This is a genomic window from Rouxiella aceris (assembly GCF_012933545.1).
Taxonomy (GTDB): Bacteria; Pseudomonadota; Gammaproteobacteria; order Enterobacterales; family Enterobacteriaceae; genus Rouxiella; species Rouxiella aceris.
Window position 1 is genome coordinate 51455 of record NZ_JAADJU010000007.1, and the last position, 16895, is coordinate 68349.

General features: G+C 52.2%; 10 protein-coding genes. 6 read left to right on the plus strand and 4 right to left on the minus strand.

What is annotated here, in order from left to right; genetic code table 11:
* Window positions 1-25: 25 nt before the first annotated feature.
* Both GW590_RS13920 and GW590_RS13925 read right to left on the minus strand, forming a co-directional pair.
* Window positions 26-4732, minus strand: coding sequence for an SET domain-containing protein (locus tag GW590_RS13920; protein WP_169403654.1), 4707 nt, complete (start codon window positions 4730-4732; stop codon window positions 26-28).
* A 109-nt stretch (window positions 4733-4841) separates the two neighbouring features.
* Entirely contained in the window at window positions 4842-7409 is a 2568-nt protein-coding gene (locus tag GW590_RS13925; protein ID WP_169403655.1) for a TraB/GumN family protein, read from the minus strand.
* A 537-nt stretch (window positions 7410-7946) separates the two neighbouring features.
* Here GW590_RS13925 and fusA point away from each other — a divergent pair.
* Window positions 7947-10052 carry an elongation factor G gene (fusA, locus tag GW590_RS13930; RefSeq protein WP_169403656.1) on the plus strand — a complete coding sequence of 702 codons (2106 nt, stop codon included), beginning with the start codon at window positions 7947-7949 and terminating at the stop codon, window positions 10050-10052.
* Window positions 10053-10110: 58 nt separating this feature from the next.
* Here fusA and GW590_RS13935 read toward each other — a convergent pair whose 3' ends face one another.
* On the minus strand, window positions 10111-11025 hold the full coding sequence (locus GW590_RS13935) for a LysR family transcriptional regulator (RefSeq protein ID WP_328803075.1): 915 nt from the start codon (window positions 11023-11025) through the stop codon (window positions 10111-10113).
* 417 nt (window positions 11026-11442) lie between these two features.
* Between GW590_RS13935 and GW590_RS13940 the strand changes: the two genes are divergently transcribed.
* The 3 genes from GW590_RS13940 (at window position 11443) to GW590_RS13950 (ending at window position 13898) form a co-directional block, all read left to right on the plus strand.
* A complete protein-coding gene (locus GW590_RS13940) occupies window positions 11443-12222 on the plus strand; it encodes an SDR family NAD(P)-dependent oxidoreductase (protein ID WP_211186779.1) in 780 nt (259 codons plus the stop codon).
* A gap of 288 nt (window positions 12223-12510) precedes the next feature.
* The gene (locus GW590_RS13945; protein ID WP_169403657.1) at window positions 12511-12780 is read left to right on the plus strand and encodes a metal-sensing transcriptional repressor; all 270 of its coding nucleotides are present in this window, start codon (window positions 12511-12513) and stop codon (window positions 12778-12780) included.
* Between the two features lie 8 nt (window positions 12781-12788).
* Window positions 12789-13898: a nickel/cobalt efflux protein RcnA gene (locus GW590_RS13950; protein WP_169403658.1), complete on the plus strand. Its 1110-nt coding sequence runs from the start codon at window positions 12789-12791 to the stop codon at window positions 13896-13898.
* Here the strand turns inward: GW590_RS13950 and GW590_RS13955 are convergent.
* Window positions 13895-14842 (minus strand): LysR family transcriptional regulator, encoded by a 948-nt coding sequence (locus tag GW590_RS13955; protein WP_169403659.1) that lies wholly within the window; start codon window positions 14840-14842, stop codon window positions 13895-13897. The genes GW590_RS13950 and GW590_RS13955 overlap by 4 nt on opposite strands.
* Window positions 14843-14963: 121 nt before the next feature.
* Here GW590_RS13955 and GW590_RS13960 point away from each other — a divergent pair, with 121 nt between their 5' ends.
* Together GW590_RS13960 and msrA are read left to right on the plus strand one after the other, a co-directional pair.
* The gene (locus tag GW590_RS13960; RefSeq protein ID WP_169403660.1) at window positions 14964-16172 is read left to right on the plus strand and encodes an MFS transporter; all 1209 of its coding nucleotides are present in this window, start codon (window positions 14964-14966) and stop codon (window positions 16170-16172) included.
* 167 nt (window positions 16173-16339) lie between these two features.
* Window positions 16340-16885, plus strand: coding sequence for a peptide-methionine (S)-S-oxide reductase MsrA (gene msrA, locus GW590_RS13965; RefSeq protein ID WP_169403661.1), 546 nt, complete (start codon window positions 16340-16342; stop codon window positions 16883-16885).
* The last annotated feature ends 10 nt before the right edge of the window (window positions 16886-16895 follow it).

Genomic DNA, 16895 nt, shown 5'->3' on the forward strand with positions numbered 1-16895 from the left:
TTAGCGCGCCGTATTGGCAGTGAAATTAATTCTCGGGGTGATCTGTATTTTCTGGCTCCTGCTTAATGTCGATATTTTGCTGTGGTGTTTCCAGTTGCTTTATTTTTTGTATATCCAGCTCGGCGACCGGTTTGCCGGGATTGAGCACTTTTGCCAACGCATAATAGATACCCTCATCATTACGCGGCACATTTAAAATGACTTTTAACTTTTTGTTGTGCATTTGCGCCGGATCGTAGACCAGGGCATTTTTCACGTTTTGCGCCACCAGCAGATATTTATTGGCTTGAGGTGGGATGACCGCCTCGTTGTTTAGCAAATTGCCATCGGGACCGAAACGATGCAGTATCTTTCCTGACTGATTTTTTATAATAAAATAGCACTGATTTTCCTGTGCCACCTTGGCGATAATGCCATGATATCTGCCGGTTTGGATATCTAATGACGGGTTATAGGACGCCCCATAATCCAGCCACAGTGTTTCTCCCTGTTTGATGTGCTTTGCTCCGCTAACAATAACGGGTAACACGCCTTTCTGCTGGTTTTCACCTTTGGCATAGAGTACTGCAACATTGGCCTGGGCATAGACCTCCCCATCGCGGTACTGCGGGGTGTTGATACAGGCTACCTTATTACCATGCCCAAAGGCGCTAACCGTGGCTTTACCGACACCTCCCCCCATGTCTTCCGGCACCTCATATAAGTAGGCATTGGCATTGTAAGTTCCCACTTTCCTCATTTCTTGCGACAACGACTCCAGGCTATTATGCAGTCTGCCGCGATAAACACTCAGGAAACTGTAGGGCGGGATATCGTTTTTTGCTCTTACTTGCCGCCCAAGTTCCGGTTGCTTTTCATCCTCAAAAATTTCCAGATATTTATCCCCCATGCCGGCATAGCGGCTGTCACTGCCAGGGAGTTTACTGTCCTGTTCGGCACCGTCGGTCATAACCACTTCCCGTAACGTATTGAGTATTTCACTCTTGTTATGCTGGGGAATAGCTTTCCATAACGGACTCTCGGCCATGGAGATCTTGCTACTGTCGCCCATCACCTGCGCAGTGATACTTTTTCCTGTGGCATCAACCAGCAGGGGGGCATTATTTTCAATCTTCAGGCTGATGGGCCGGGCAGGTAAATAGCCCCGGTAGCCATCAGCTTCCAGCTTGACGGCGTTTTTCTGCTCAGCTTTGGTTATTTCCGCCGCGAGCTTCTCGGGATCCAATTCATAGTATTGTGCCAGGTGATCACGGGAGATCTGTTTCTCGGTTAATGCATTATTATTATCAATAAACAGTTGTGCGACCTCTTCTATTTTATCTTTACCCTGCTGAATGGGATTATCTTTAAGCCACTGTTTTGCTCCTTTTGATAATTCCGGCAGGGTAGGCCTGCCGCGTAATCGCCAGAGAGCAGTGAGCAGGGAGCCATAATTGGCAATATTATAATGGATGGCTAAATCTCCCAGCGAAATATCCAGCTGATCTAATTTGGTTTTATGCTGTAAATAAAACTGTGCAACGGATTTTACTTTTCCATATGCGCGCATCTCTCCGGCGTTATCCGTCAGCCACTGCCTGGCTTCTGCCGATAATTCAGAAAGGTTTTCTCGGTAAGAGAGTCGCGATATGGCCGAATTGAGGGTTTCATGGCCGATGCCATAGTGTCGTGACAGCTGTGAGCGACTGATATTGAGTGCTTCCAGCTCGCTCCGGTGTAGTAGATAGAGTTTGGCCAAGTCAGTGCCGCGGCCATAGCCGTGGTTTGTGGTTAACTGATGATCGTTAAACCACTGGTTTCTTTTGCGCTGTTTTTCCTTCATTGCCTGTTCTGAAAGCGCGGACAGAGTGGCGAAATGATCTTTAATGGCCGCTTCCACAGTGTCTCGTTCAAAACCGTAGTAATTTGCCAACTGTTCAAGGGTAATATCTAACCGCTGCAGCGTGGTCTTATTGGTCACATACTGCTGTGCCACGGCATTAAGTTTGTTGCTCGCCGGGATATCTTCCAGCTTATTGTCGTTAAACCACTGCTCTGCCGCATAGGATAAAACGAAGGCAGGACGTTTGGCCGGTGCGGGTACCTCGTTATCTTGCGGGTACGGACGTTTAGCTACCGGCGGTGAAAATGACTCGTTGTGGCCTTCTACAATATAAAATGACTTATCGCTGTTTCTTTCGGCGAGCGGCATGCTTTGTACATATTGCCCATATTTCATCCGTACTTCGCTATTACTTTCCGGCAAGGTTTTTTGCGTTGCCGCTACCGTGGCAATAACGTTATGAATCGCATTAATCGCCGTGCCTTTAAGGGTAATATTCTGTTGGTAACCGAGAGTGTGCTTGCCGGTTAGCTTTGCCAGCTCCCTGGCGATATCTGCCGAGAAAGGGCTGATAACTCTGATTTCCTGATAATCACCAAGGTTGATATTATTATTTTTTAAGGCCGCCACCAGGTCGGCAGCCGGATATTGCCCGTCGCCTATTTGCAGACGTCCCGACTCATGACTCCCCGGGATTTCGACCCGATGGGCAACGATATTTAACCGGCTTTCTCCTTTAGCGTTCACATCCCGGAAGCGATAGGCGATATTTTCCGCCATGCCGTCAATTTTTATTAATGGATACTTGGGCTGTGCTGTCGAGATACCTAACAGGCGAGGTTCTCTGAACTGTTTTTCCAGCTCGCTATAATTTCGTCGCTGTATGCCTGAGGTTCCCGGTTGTAGCGGGTTTATTCCTCCCGCCAGGCCGATAACTCGCCCGTCGGCAGCGACGGATTTTCCGCTAAGACGAAAGCTCCGCGTAGAGGGATCGAACAGATACACCTCTTTAACGGCGTGCTCACCTACTGTGCTGTAGCCACGGCCCGGGCTACCGTCGCGATGGGTAAAGGTAATTAGCTGAAAATTACGCTGCGACAACTCTTGCACCGTGGGCTGTTCTGCCCGGTAGACCTTGAGTTCTGCGGCCGTCATTTCCCGCAATTGTCCGTCATTGCCAGCAGTAAAGTGTCGGCCTTCGCCTTTATCCGTCGGGCGCAGCTCGCTAAAGGTCTGACTATTTTCTTCAATTAACGGCAGATACTGTAACTGTTGCTCGGGCTCTTTCAGGTAAAGTTTACCCTCCGGGTGTCGCCACAGATTAGTGTAGCGCCGGTCCTGTAGCAGCGCCTGGGCATCAACCACTTTTGATTCCAGCCAGTGCAGGCCGGGGATCGGCGTTTTGCCTGCCGTTGGCTGTGCTTGCCCCTGTAGCGGAATATCTGCGCTATAGCGCAAATTTTGCAGCGACTGATAGGCACTCAGTAGCTCCTCCACGGTAAACTCCTGCTTCAGCAAGGCTTTGCCAATGGCGGTGGCTATCCAGCTCATCAGCTCAATATTGGCAGCCCCTTTCGGCGACTTGGCAAAAAAAGCCAGGCCGAGAACACCATCGGCGATATTGGCGATTTTTCCCCCGGTGCTGCTATCCTCGGCGCTCACCCCGGTTTGGATCAGTTGTCCCAGCCTCTCCTGAGCGGCGGCATCTCCCGACATCGCCTTAATCAGGTCGACGGAGCTGTGGATCGGATCGCGGACCATAATACCGAGCACCATCAAGCGTATTCCCCAACTCTCCCTTTCGGTAAAGGTGGGCGGGGTAAAAGCCTGCGGATCAGAAAGAATATAATACCTTTTATGCAGCGGGTCCCAGCTCAGGGGGACCGGCGGTAGCCGCCCACGGTGATGTATGGCGGCGGGCAGGGTGACCCCGGGCAGCTTAACGGTAATATTGTTGGCCACATGCAGGAGGTTTTTGCCTGCCTGCAGCCGGGTATAGCCTGGCACCTCGTCCTGTTGTTTGCCAATGCCGTACAACCCGGCGTTGCCCAGCAGTTCGAGCAGACTATTGATATGCACAGGACTTAATATCGGTGTCCATTTACCGGTGCTGCTGTCCCTGACAACCGGCAGCGGCGGCCAGTCGGCAATATTTTTATCGGGCGGCGTTTTAATAAAGTATTCAGTGATTTCGCGGGTTAATGGTGATTGTTGGGGAATAATGGTTGGCGCGAAATTACTCAGGGTGGGTGAGAACGGGACAAGGACCGTTTTTTTCTCTTCGGCAACCGGAAACAGCTGGCCATCGATATCAGCCCAAAGTAACTCTCCCTGTCTGCGCAGGCCGGTTTCTTTATCAACTGGCGGTACTTCCGGTCCACCACGATAAAAGTAGATACTCTGTGCCATGGCGCGCAGAAAATCGTTGGCTTCTACCGTCCAGCCGCCGTCCAGCGGGTTAGCCACAACTTTTAGCGGCGGGTACCCCGGTTGTGTTAAGGCCTTCTCCCAGGTCTCCTGAATGGGAAACTCGCGCCATTGCACCAGATAGCGTCTTGTGGCCTGCACCTGATGGCCGGTCAGCGGGTCGGTCTTTTTACTGGAGACATTAAACACCGACTCTGACTGATTGTTGCCCAGCGGCCGATCCTGCACGCCACGAGACTCCCTTTCCCCGGACTGCAGTGCATACGCAGATAGGGTAATATTATCGACATGCGCAAAGTGTAAACGGCCATCGGCCTGACGGGTAAGGATGTGCGGGGTAACGGTATCTGTCCAGCTGTTGACTGTTGGTTGTACCTTAGTTGGAGAGGCCGATTGATTGCCACTCTGCGGGGTTGCTCCCTGATTATTTTGCGATAAATAGAAGATATTTGAATTATTGGGCGGCGGGGTTGATAAAGACATTTTTCGCTCCTGACTCAGGTAAAAAATAAGCTAAATCAGTGAGTGGTTTACCAAAAATAACAAGTTCCTTTTTTGCCCTTGTAGTTCTCTCTCCGTTAATCCGCTGTTTTTAGTTAAATTTGCCAATATTCACCGTGCTAATTTCCACTTGTCCGGCGCGATTGGCGACGGGTTTTACCTGGGGAATAGACATTTCATTGACCAGCGAAACGGGAAAGCCATTATTAAGTTCGGCAATACCGGCCACTCCTTCGCTGGTGGCAATATGCTTGTGGCCGGAAAGGCTGATCCATTTTCCACTGCGGCTTTTTATTTCACGGGTGGTTAAATAGTTGTAGGTTTCCAGACGCTGCCGTCTGGCGGCAAGATCGTTTTGGCTGATACTTTCGCGGATCTGCCATTCACCGGTCTGAACCTTGATATTCAGGCTGATGGCGGTGTCTACCGGCACCACCTCAATCTCTTTTCCCAGCATGGCAATAATAAGATCGGCGATATATTGATTCTGCCCCTGGCTAAACAGGCGTTTTATATCAGGGATATTTTTATGTTTGATTGCCGCCAGCAAGGCTTGGCTTTTCGGTATATTTTCTAAATAAAGGGTTTTTACGCCGCTGCGACTAAAGGTTGGCAAATGCTGTTTAAGAAATTTGGCCGCCCCTTCGATAGCGGCATCGTACGCATGGCTATCGACTGAATGGGCTTCACCAAAGGCAATGCCGTTATGGGTTTGTAATATGCTTTCCAGTCCGGCCTCAACACTCCCGGTGCGAGGGAAGCTTGCCTGATGCCAGCCTGTTTTGTCGGCGTTACCGATAAATTCTTGTGCCTGAGTACAGAGATCGCCCCAGCGCTGATTGATCTGCTGCTGTAAGAAATCCAGCCAGCCTTGCTGACTGCCGGAGGTGTGCGTTAGCGCCAGTTGTTGCCGGTAGTCGACCTGCAATTGCGCGAAATCGAGATCGTAGTGGCTAAGGGCGGGTGCAGAAGCATGGGATACCACAGGGCTAGCTGTAGCCAGTTCCTGGCCATCGGTACCACCCGCCAACCCAACCACCTTATCATCCGGGCCGATAAATTTGCCGGTAGGCCGAAAGCTGCCGGTTTCGCTGTCATAGCGATAGCTGGCTTTGGTCTGTTCCTGTGTCAGCGGGACATATTCTGTTGCTCGGGTTCCGTCACGATTGATAACGTCGACTGATTGCATATGCGCCCGGGCCAATTTTTCGGCGGCGGGTATGGCGTCAGCGGTCGGTGTCGATGCTGTCTGTGGTTGCTCAATACTCTTTTTTATCTGCGGAATACCGGTTTGTTTTACCGCTGTGGCCAGCACGCGGCCAGATGTGAGCGGCTTGCTGGTGGCCTGGTTAATCGCCTTGGTGGTAATTTTGCTCAATGTCACTACCCCTTTTGCGCTGACAATTGTCTGTCGCATCATCGGCAGACTATCGAGCAAGAGCGAAAGGGAACCTTGCTGGTAGTTACCCTCCCGTAATTCGGCAATTCCCTGGAGAAAGGGAATAAAGCCCGTGGCAAAATTCAGCGCTTTTTCGGCGATCTGCTCGGTAGTGGTTGGCTGCATTGCCGCCTGTAATAAAGGGTCTGTCAGGCGATCAACTTCTCGTTGTGCCGTTAATAAGGCAATTTGCCCGATATTATCGCTGGCAGAAAAAGCCTCTCCCGCAGCAATCAACCTAATGCGCGGGCCAAGTCCGGTTTTTTGCTTAAAGAGTTGTGAAAAAAAAGCCTGGGTTTCGTTCTCACTGGAGAAAACGCGCAGCTTTGGCTCGGTGGCATTTTGTGGTGCGAGCGGCATTACAAACCAGCGTGTTTGCCCCGGCCTGGCGGCTTTAACCACCAAGTGGCGATCGTTAAGGCTGGTGCCGATATCTGGATAACCGGCTTGCTGCGGGGACAGGCCAGTTGGGAGACGGTTAGCGGCGTACCTGAGATGGGGGGTGAAAATTTGTAACTGGCCGGCGCGTAACAGGGCAGACTCAGACGCCGGCAGGGGGGCGATCAGTTGTTCAAACCTGGCGTCATAGTTGCGAATCACCCCCGGGTAAAGCTTCTGGGCGCGCTGCTGGATAAATTCCTCTCTGAATTTGGCCGGATCGGTGCTTGAGCGCACAATATCATGTTTAAACAGTCGGCCAATCAGCGTGAAGTCGCGGAACAGACGGCCGACCAGCGAGTTATTTTGGAAATTTATTGCCCCGTTTAACAGTTCCTGGATAAAGGAAGGCTCACGCTTGGGTAATGCTTGTATATTTTGCTTAACAGGGGAAAAGCTGCGTTGTACCAGCGCGTACTTTTTTGCCAGCGTTTGTAATTGCCGAAAACTCCCCTCTGGATCGTTGAATTGCGGATGATCTTTTTTTACGCTGTTAAGAATTTCATTGCCCAGGGCGGTATGTCGGGGGCGCGCCGCCCGCCATTCTCTGGCGGTCATCGGCGGACGGTCACGCGTCAGTTTTTTGTACTGTGAATAGTCCCAATAGCGAAACAGCAGAAACTCCAGCGTCAATGCTTGTAGCTGCTGTGAACTATACTGCAACGGATGGTCACTGTTTCTGGCGACCAGGGCTCTGCCTAGTTGGACGGACAGCGCCGCCAGACTGTCAGGCGCCTGGACCGCGTTGTCCGTAGTGGGCGTATTGGCAGCAGCAGGTCTCACCGCTGCGGGACTGGTTTGTCTGCCTGGCGCTATTTTTGCGGGAGGGCTGGCTGTCGTTGCCGGGTAGGACGCTGAGGGTTGGGTTGCAGGTGAAAGTAATATCATGTTGTTAATGAATGCATCCTGTTTGCCGCAGGTCGTGAATACTGACGTCAATCTTTCTGCATCCACCCTTTTTATAAGCATAATTAATGTTCAGCACCTAACGGTCAGCAACGGCGGCGGCTAAGGCTGTTATCGGTAAAGTAACCCGCCAACCCAGATTTTTCTGGCGTGTTACAGCAGGTGAGTGATGTTCGCTGGTTGCCCGGTTCCTTTTAAATTCAACAATAAAACTGCCATCAGGCGAACACCGATCAGGTGATTTAATGCGAACAGTGATCATTGATTCATCGCTTAGACTTATTATTTAAATAGAAAAGCACTATTGTACGTATATACTCGTACAATTGTAGTATAATGGCGTTTTAGCAACACAGACAGACGAGAAAATAGTTTCCGTCTTATACCTTGGCCATCCTCTATTAAGGACATTATATGGCTCGCAAAACTCCTATTGAGCGCTACCGCAATATCGGTATCTCAGCACACATCGACGCCGGTAAGACCACCACCACCGAGCGCATCCTGTTCTACACTGGCATGAACCACAAGTTGGGTGAAGTGCATGACGGTGGGGCAACGACGGACTGGATGGAGCAGGAGCAAGAGCGGGGCATTACCATTACGTCGGCAGCGGTGACCTGCTTCTGGCGGGGGATGGATCATGGTTTTGAGGCGCACCGCATCAATATTATCGATACCCCGGGACATGTGGATTTCACCATTGAGGTGGAACGTTCCATGCGTGTACTTGACGGCGCGGTGATGGTTTATGACGCGGTGGGCGGCGTGCAGCCGCAGTCGGAAACCGTCTGGCGGCAGGCCAATAAATATAAGGTGCCACGCCTGGCCTTTGTGAACAAGATGGACCGCTCGGGTGCCGATTTTTTCCGCGTGCGACAAATGATGGTCGATCGCCTGAAAGCCAATCCGGTGCCGATTGTGATCCCGATTGGCAGTGAAGAACATTTCACCGGCGTAGTCGACTTGCGCAAAATGCGCGCCATCCTGTGGGACGATGCCACGCAGGGTATGACCTTCAGCTATGAACCTATTCCGGCTGCGTTACAGGCCAGCGCCGAAGAGTGGCGAGAGAAAATGGTGGCCGCAGCGGCGGAAGCCTCTGATGAACTGATGACCAAATACCTCGAAGAGGGGGAGCTAAGCGAAGACGAGATCACCGCCGGTTTACGTCAGCGTACTATCCGTGGCGAGATCCAGCCGATGCTGTGTGGCAGTGCATTTAAAAATAAAGGCGTGCAACGCATGCTGGATGCGGTGGTGGAACTGATGCCTTCGCCGCTGGATATCCCACCGGTGGTGGGTACGGATGAAGACGGTAATGAAGTCCATCGTCATGCCGATGACAGCGAGAACTTCTCGGCGCTGGCATTCAAACTGATGACTGACCCCTTTGTCGGCCAGTTGACCTTTGTGCGGGTCTATTCGGGGGTTCTCTCTAAAGGCGACAGCGTCTATAACCCGGTGCGCGGTAAAAAAGAGCGCATTGGCCGTATCGTACAGATGCATGCCAATGAGCGTCATGAAGTGGATGAGATCCGCGCCGGGGACATCGCTGCCTGTGTCGGACTGAAAGAGGTGACTACCGGGGAAACACTTTGCGATCCCAAGGCGATTATTACCCTGGTGCGCATGGAGTTCCCTGATCCGGTTATTTCGCAGGCTATCGAGCCCAAGACCAAAGCGGATCAGGAGAAAATGGGTATTGCCTTGCAGCGGCTGGCGTCTGAGGACCCATCGTTTCGCATTCGCACCGATGAAGAGTCGGGGCAGACTATTATCTCCGGGATGGGCGAGTTGCATCTGGAGATTATCGTCGACCGCATGCGACGGGAATTTGGCGTAGAGGCCAATATCGGCAAGCCACAGGTAACATACCGTGAAACCGTGCGCAAGAAAGTCGAAGACGTCGATGGAAAATTTGTTCGCCAGTCCGGGGGCAAAGGCCAGTATGGTCATGTTGTGTTTACCCTCGAACCGCAGGAATCGGGTAAAGGCTTTGCCTTTGTTGATGCAACCAAAGGTGGTGTCGTGCCACGGGAATTTATTCCGGCGGTGGAAAAAGGCGTTAACGAAGCCTTGAACAACGGTGTGCTGGCGGGTTATCCGGTGGTGGATGTCAAAGTGACGCTGACGTTTGGTTCCTACCATGAGGTGGACTCCTCCGAAATGGCGTTTAAAATGGCGGCAATTTTTGGTTTTAAAGAAGCCGCCAAATTGGCCAGTCCGGTGATCCTCGAACCGATAATGCGTGTTGAAGTCGAAACGCCGGAAGATTATGCCGGTAGCGTGATGGGCGACCTCTCTTCCCGCCGTGGTACGGTGCAGGGGATGGAAGAGATCCAGGGCGGCGGCGGTAAGCTGATCAAAGCCGAAGTGCCGCTGTCGGAGATGTTTGGCTATTCCACGGTACTGCGTTCCATGTCACAAGGGCGCGCAACCTACTCGATGGAATTCCATCATTATGCCGAAGCCCCACGCAATGTCGCCGAGGATATTATTGCCTCTCGTGGCAAATAATGGGCTAACAGCCTGATAGACAAACGGCCTGTTATTATGCAGGCCGTTTTTTTTTGTATTAACGCAGTGAAATATTGGCAGTTGCGGTGCCTATTCGTTCGACAATAAAGTCGACAAAGGCTTTTATTTTTGGCAACGGTTGCCGACTCGAAGGCCACAGTATGCACACACTGCGATAGTCATGGATAAACTTATCCAAAAGTGCCACCAGACGTCCTTTGGCAATGGATCTGGCAACAATAAAGTCTGGTAACAAAGCAATGCCCAATCCGGCTTCGGCCATGGCTTTGAGCGGATCAATGGCATTGGCGACGGAGGATTGCGGAAGCTCAATGCTAAAAGGGTTGCCGTTTTCCATTAACGGCCAGTGGTCAAGTTTGCCGCTGCTGGGGAAACGGTAGCGCAAGCAGGCATGAGAGGTTAAATCATGCGGGTGTGCCGGTAGCCCCCATTTCGCCAGATAGCCAGGTGTCGCGACCAGCCGGTGCTGGTAACCGGCCAACTGGCGTATTGTCAGGCGTGAGTCGTGGATCATACCAATACGGATCACGGCATCGAATCCCTCATCAATAATATTGACCAGACGATCGCTAAAATCCAACTCCAGTTCTATCTGCGGAAATTGCTGCTGAAACTCCACAAGATAGGGCATCAGATAGATGCCAAGCTGCGGCAGGGCAACGCGTAATTTCCCCTGTGGCTCAGCCCTGGCCTGATTTAACTCATCCCTGGCAACTTCAAACTCGGCTAATATCCGTTGGCAGCGATCTTCGAATAGCTGTCCTTCGGCTGTCAGGGTCATGGCCCTTGTTGAACGGTGAAATAATCTGACGCCCAATTCCTCTTCCAGTCGCACCACGGCTTTGCCCACCGCGGAGGACGAAATTCCCAGTCGGCGACCCGCCTCGGTAAAACTGCGTGTTTCGGCGGCATGAACAAAGGCTCCTAACGCACTAAAATAATCCATTGCCATTTGACATCCTTATTACAGCTTATTATTCCGATATATTGTGAATATAAGCCTATTTTTCTTTACATGAAAGCGCATTACAGTTTCTAGCTTGTAACTTGTGAAAATCTCCTTTTACACCAGCGTTACTTATACTTCTGCCTTGCTTAATACAGACCTCTCGCTGGGCGCGCCGGCCACTTTATTAATTTGATGAATAATATCATGAAGATTTATTGATTGCGGAATATCAGGAATAAATGTTCGGAGGGTTACCCGTGTTATCTGACGATCGGCGATGGGATATTCTTGAGTTAACGCATTCAGTAATAGCGTTAATAGTGAGGGACCTGCCGTATCCTGCTTTATGCAGCGAAAAGGCCGCTGTGCGTTACGCGTTTTCCTCACTTAACAAATAATTAATTTTATTTTAAGGAGAGCATGATGTCTCTTGAAGGGAAAAAAGCACTGGTAACCGGTGCTTCTCGTGGGCTGGGCCAGGCAATCGCGATTGCTTTGGCTCGCGCCGGTGCTGACGTCGCCATTGCCGATATTTCGCTGGATTCTATCACCGAAACGGCTTCGCAAATTCGCGCACTGGGCAGAAAAGTGGTCGAGCTGACCGTTAACGTTGTCGAGTACGACCAGGTACAGGCGATGGTGAAAAAAGCCGCCGCAGAACTTGGTACCCTGGATATTGCCGTCAACAACGCCGGTGTCCTCGGTTTATATAAAGTCAGCGATATGCCACCGGAAGAGTGGGACCGCGTGATGAATATTAATGCTCGCGGTGTGTTCTATTGCTGCAAGGCCGAACTGGAAGTCATGCAACCACGTAAATTTGGCCGCATTATCAATACTGCTTCCATTGCCGGTAAGGTGGGCTTGCCGGATCTGGCGCATTATTCCGCCTCCAAATTTGCTGTAATTGGTTTTACCAATGCTCTGGCCAAAGAAGTCGCCCACGAAGGCATTACCGTCAATGCGGTTTGCCCTGGTATTGTCGGCACCGGTATGTGGCGTGGACCTCAGGGTATTGCCCAGCGATGGGCCAATCCTGGCGAAACAGAAGAGCAGGCCTGGGTGCGCTTACAAGGATCTTTATTGCCCCAAGGGATTGCACAGACCCCGGAAGACATTGCCGATATGGTGATTTACCTGACAACAGCGGCCCATGTCACCGGACAGGCGCTGGCCGTTGACGGCGGTTTCTCTCTCTAAGTCCTCTTTTGCAGGTTAGTAAGCTAACGCGACGACCAATGCTGGTTTTCCAGATGCCAGGTTGTCGCGTTAACTGTTGTTTTTCGTATTTTCCTTTTTAAATAATCTGTTGTGTTGATTCCGTTATCTCGATTTTTTGGAGATAACATGCTCTTTATGTGCTTGCTCTGCTCTGCGGGAGCATTAATCAAGCGATCCACTTAGTGGTTAAGCGGGCAGTTAATAATTTTTTGCCAGCGGCCCCCCAACTCAGTATGCTTATCCTATCCCCCCCGATAGGATATCTTTATGCATGCTCATACCAAACACCCCGAGATTATCAAACGCCTTAAGCGCGCCACCGGCCATCTTAATAGCACCATCAAAATGCTCGAAGATCAGCGCAGTTGCCTGGATATTGCCCAGCAGTTGCAGGCGGTAGAAAAAGCCGTAGCCAATGCCAAAAAAGTGCTGATCCACGATCACCTCGATCATTGTCTCGATCACGCCATTCTTGCTGACGGGCAGGTTTCCCCTGATGTTATTCGCGAATTTAAAGAAATTACCAAATATCTCTGAGGTTATGCATGCCTGATTTCACGGTTTTACTGCAACAAGGCGGGGCCAATGCCTGGCTATTTATTCCCAGCGCCATTTTGCTCGGCGCATTGCATGGGCTGGAGCCGGGTCATTCCAAGACCATGATGGCGGCCTTTATTGTTGCGGTTCGCGGGACGATCAAACAGGCGATACTGCTTGGCCTGGCGGCGACCTTTTCCCATACCATTATTGTTTGGGTGATTGCCTTTGGCGGTATGATGATCAGTCGTAAATTTACCGCCGACGCCAGCGAGCCTTACTTTCAGCTGATCTCGGCGCTGATTATTATCGCCACGGCAATATGGATGTTTGGGCGCACCTGGCGCGGTGAGCGGCAGTGGAAGAGAGAGCAACAGTTGGCGGCAGAACACGCCGCCGAGCACGATGCGCGGGTGATCGATACCGGCCACGGCCAGGTAGCCTTGTCCATTTATGAACAGGGCATGGCCCCGCACTGGCGTCTGGCCACCTTAAGCGGCCAGTCCTGGTCGGCGAAATCAGCAACGGTTACCGTCTTTCGCCCAAAAGGTTTTGCGCAGATTTTTGAGTTTGAGCAGCATGACGGTTTTCTGCAATCAGTGCGTAGTATTGCCGAGCCTCATCAGTTTAAAGCCAGGCTGTCACTGGGACACGGCGGCCATTCGCATGATTATGATGTGGAATTTCATGAGCACGACCATGCGCAGCTTGCCGGGTTGGATCCCGCTTCGGCGGAGTATCAGGACGCCCATGAAAAGGCCCATGCCAATGATATCCAAAAGCGTTTTAGCCATCGTGAAGTGACCACCGGACAAATTGTACTGTTTGGACTGACCGGTGGGCTGATCCCTTGTCCGGCAGCGATCACCGTCCTGTTGCTGTGCCTGCAGGTGAAGGCATTTACTCTGGGAGCGGCGCTGGTACTGTGCTTTAGCATTGGCCTGGCATTGACCATGGTCACCGTTGGCGTTGCCGCCGCCTATAGTGTGCAGCAGGCCAGCAAGCGTTGGGGTGGCTTTAGTACCCTGGCGCGCCGTGCTCCTTACTTCTCCAGTCTGTTGATTGCCGCTGTTGGCCTGTATATGGGCATTCACGGCTGGACCGGCTTGATGCGTTAACGGCTGGCTTTACCCGGCGGCTGCGTGCCGCTGAGTTCGGGCATGATTTTGCGGATCAGTTCCAGAAACTTCAGCAGCCGCGCCGGGTAGTAGCTGGCATAGGGATAGAACAGATAGACCGGCAGAGGTTTGGCGCGCCACTGCGGTAAAATATTCACCAGGCTGCCGTCGGCAATGTTGTCATTGACAATCCAGGCGGAAACGATGGCCGCACCCAAGCCTGATTCGGTGGCCTTGCGCGCTGCATACAGGCTATCGGTGCTCATTTTCGGGGCGATTTCGAACTGATAGTTTTGCTGGGTAGTAGCATGGTGCAAAGTGACTTCATTACGATAATAGGTGCTGAGCGCCACCCAGGGCAGTGCGGCGAGATCCTCAACCTGGCTGATTTGCGGATAGCGGGCCAGCAGGGCAGGAGAGGCCACCACAATGCGCGGGACCTCGGCCAATAATATCGCCACCATCGAGGGATCGGTGATTTCACCGACCTGGATCGCACAATCAATATGTTCGGAAATAAACTCCGGGGTGCGGTCGTTCAGCATCCAGTCTACCGACATATTGCTGTAGCGCTGCAGATACTCGGTCAGTGGTGCAATCAACTGGTCCTGGCCAAAGGCATGAGGCGCCCGCACGCGCAGAATACCCGCAGGTTGATCGCCAGCTCCCCGCAGTTCATCTTCCAGCGCTTCCCAGCGTTCAATCAGCAGCTTGGCATGGCGGTAACAGCGTTCACCGTCGTCGGTAAGCTTCATCTCGTGGGTGGTACGCATAATCAATTTACAGCCAAGCAAACGCTCCAGCGTCTGCAACCGTCGACTGACGGTAGGCTGGCTGGTGGCCATTTGCGCGGCAGCAGACGACAGGCTACCGCTTTCTTTGATGCGCACAAAAGTTTGCATCAGCTCTATGCGGTCTATGCCGCCGGAAGAAGGTAGGTTCATACGTAATACGTATAACAGTTTTACCTTTCAGCTGGCTACCACTTATTACCGCTTCGGATAAAAATGCCTGCATTGAAACGACGGCCATTACGGCCATCTTATGACCAGCAGGGCACATATCATGTCAGAACAAAGTATTCAGGGTGTGACAGTACGGGAACCGGCAGCACTTCCGGCTAAAATGGTTTTTACCCTGGCGGCCGGGGCCGGGCTCAGCGTGGCTTCTATCTATTACAGCCAACCGATGTTGGGCATTATGGGTAGCGGGGTGAACGCCAGCCTGAGTCAAACCGGTATGGTACCGACTTTGACCCAAATCGGTTATGCACTGGGGATCCTGTTTCTGGTCCCGCTGGGCGACCGTTTTGATCGTCGCAATATTATTTTATTTAAAAGCCTGTTGTTGACGCTGGCTCTGCTGCTGTGTGGCTTTGCTCCCGGCATCCACAGTCTGCTGATCATCAGCTTACTGATTGGTGCCGCAGCGACGTTGGCGCAGGATATTGTCCCGGCATCGGCAACTCTGGCACCGGTGGCGGTGCGCGGTAAAACGGTAGGCACGGTGATGACCGGTCTGCTGGTGGGGATTTTGCTCTCGCGGGTGGTCAGCGGTGTCGTGGCGGAATACTTCGGCTGGCGAGCTATGTACCAATTGGCAGCACTGAGCGTAGCGTTGATTGGTCTGGCGTTGTGGCGGGTATTGCCACGTTTTACCCCCGGTACCGAGATGTCATATCCCGCGTTGCTGCTGTCGATGCGTCATCTGTGGCTGCGTTATAAAACGCTGCGCCGTGCTGCACTGTCGCAGGGGCTGCTCTCTGTGGGCTTTAGCGCCTTCTGGTCTACGCTGGCGATTATGCTTAGTGACACATATCATTTGGGCAGCGGCGTGGCCGGGGCTTTTGGTCTGGCCGGTGCCGCCGGTGCTCTGGCTGCCCCTCTGGCCGGTAAACTGGCTGACAAACAAGGTCCGGCTCGTGTCACTCAGTTGGGTTCGGCGCTGGTAATGGTTTCCTTTGCCGCCATGTTCCTGCTGCCCTGGTTATCTCCCCATGCGCAGCTGGCGCTGATCGTGCTTAGTGCCATAGGTTTTGATCTCGGGGTGCAGGCAACGCTGGTTTCTCACCAGACGCTGGTTTACGGACTGGAACCTGCCGCTCGCGGTCGTCTAAACGCCTTGCTGTTTACCGTGGTATTTATCGGTATGGCCGTTGGCTCGGCGCTGGGCAGTAAAGCGCTGGAGTTGGGCGGCTGGTCTGGCGTGGTTGCCCTGGCAACCCTGGCCGGTGCCGCCAGCCTGCTGGTGCGGATGATGAGCCGCAAGCTTTAAAGCAGTTCAGGTAGTGAACAGGGCGCAGGCGTTTAACGGCTGCGCCCTTTGTTATTTAGCAGCGCAAGGCACAGAGTGATCATGCCCGAGCTGGTTCAAATTGTTTTAAAAGTGTAGCCTGTTGCCAGGGTGGATCCACCACTGCTTTTTTAGAGAAGGAAAAGAGAATGACCATCGAATATGCAATCATCGCGGGTGGCTGTTTCTGGTGTACAGAAGCGGTGTTCAAAGATGTTATTGGTGTCGAAACCGTAGAAAGTGGTTATACCGGCGGTAAAAATGCCAATCCAACCTATGAACAGGTGTGCAGTGGCGAAACCGGCCACGCCGAAGCTATCCGCATTGGTTTTGATGCCGACAAGCTAAAATACGGCGATTTGCTGGATATCAGTTTTGCTACCCACGATCCAACGCAGTTAAATCGTCAGGGGAATGATATCGGCACTCAGTATCGTTCAGCGATATTTCCAGCCAATGAGCAGCAGAAGCAAGAGGCCGAAGCGGCCATTGCTCGTGCGCAGGCGGATCTCGCTGAGCCTGTCGTGACCACCATTGAACCGCTGGGCGCATGGTATCCTGCGGAAAATTATCATCAGGATTACTGGGACGGTGCCGGTCAGCGCAATGGTTACTGCCTGGCGGTGATCCCACCAAAATTGCAGAAGCTGCGCAAGAGCTTCGCCAAACGCAGTAAAACCCTGCAAGATCAGTAAACCTTCGCTG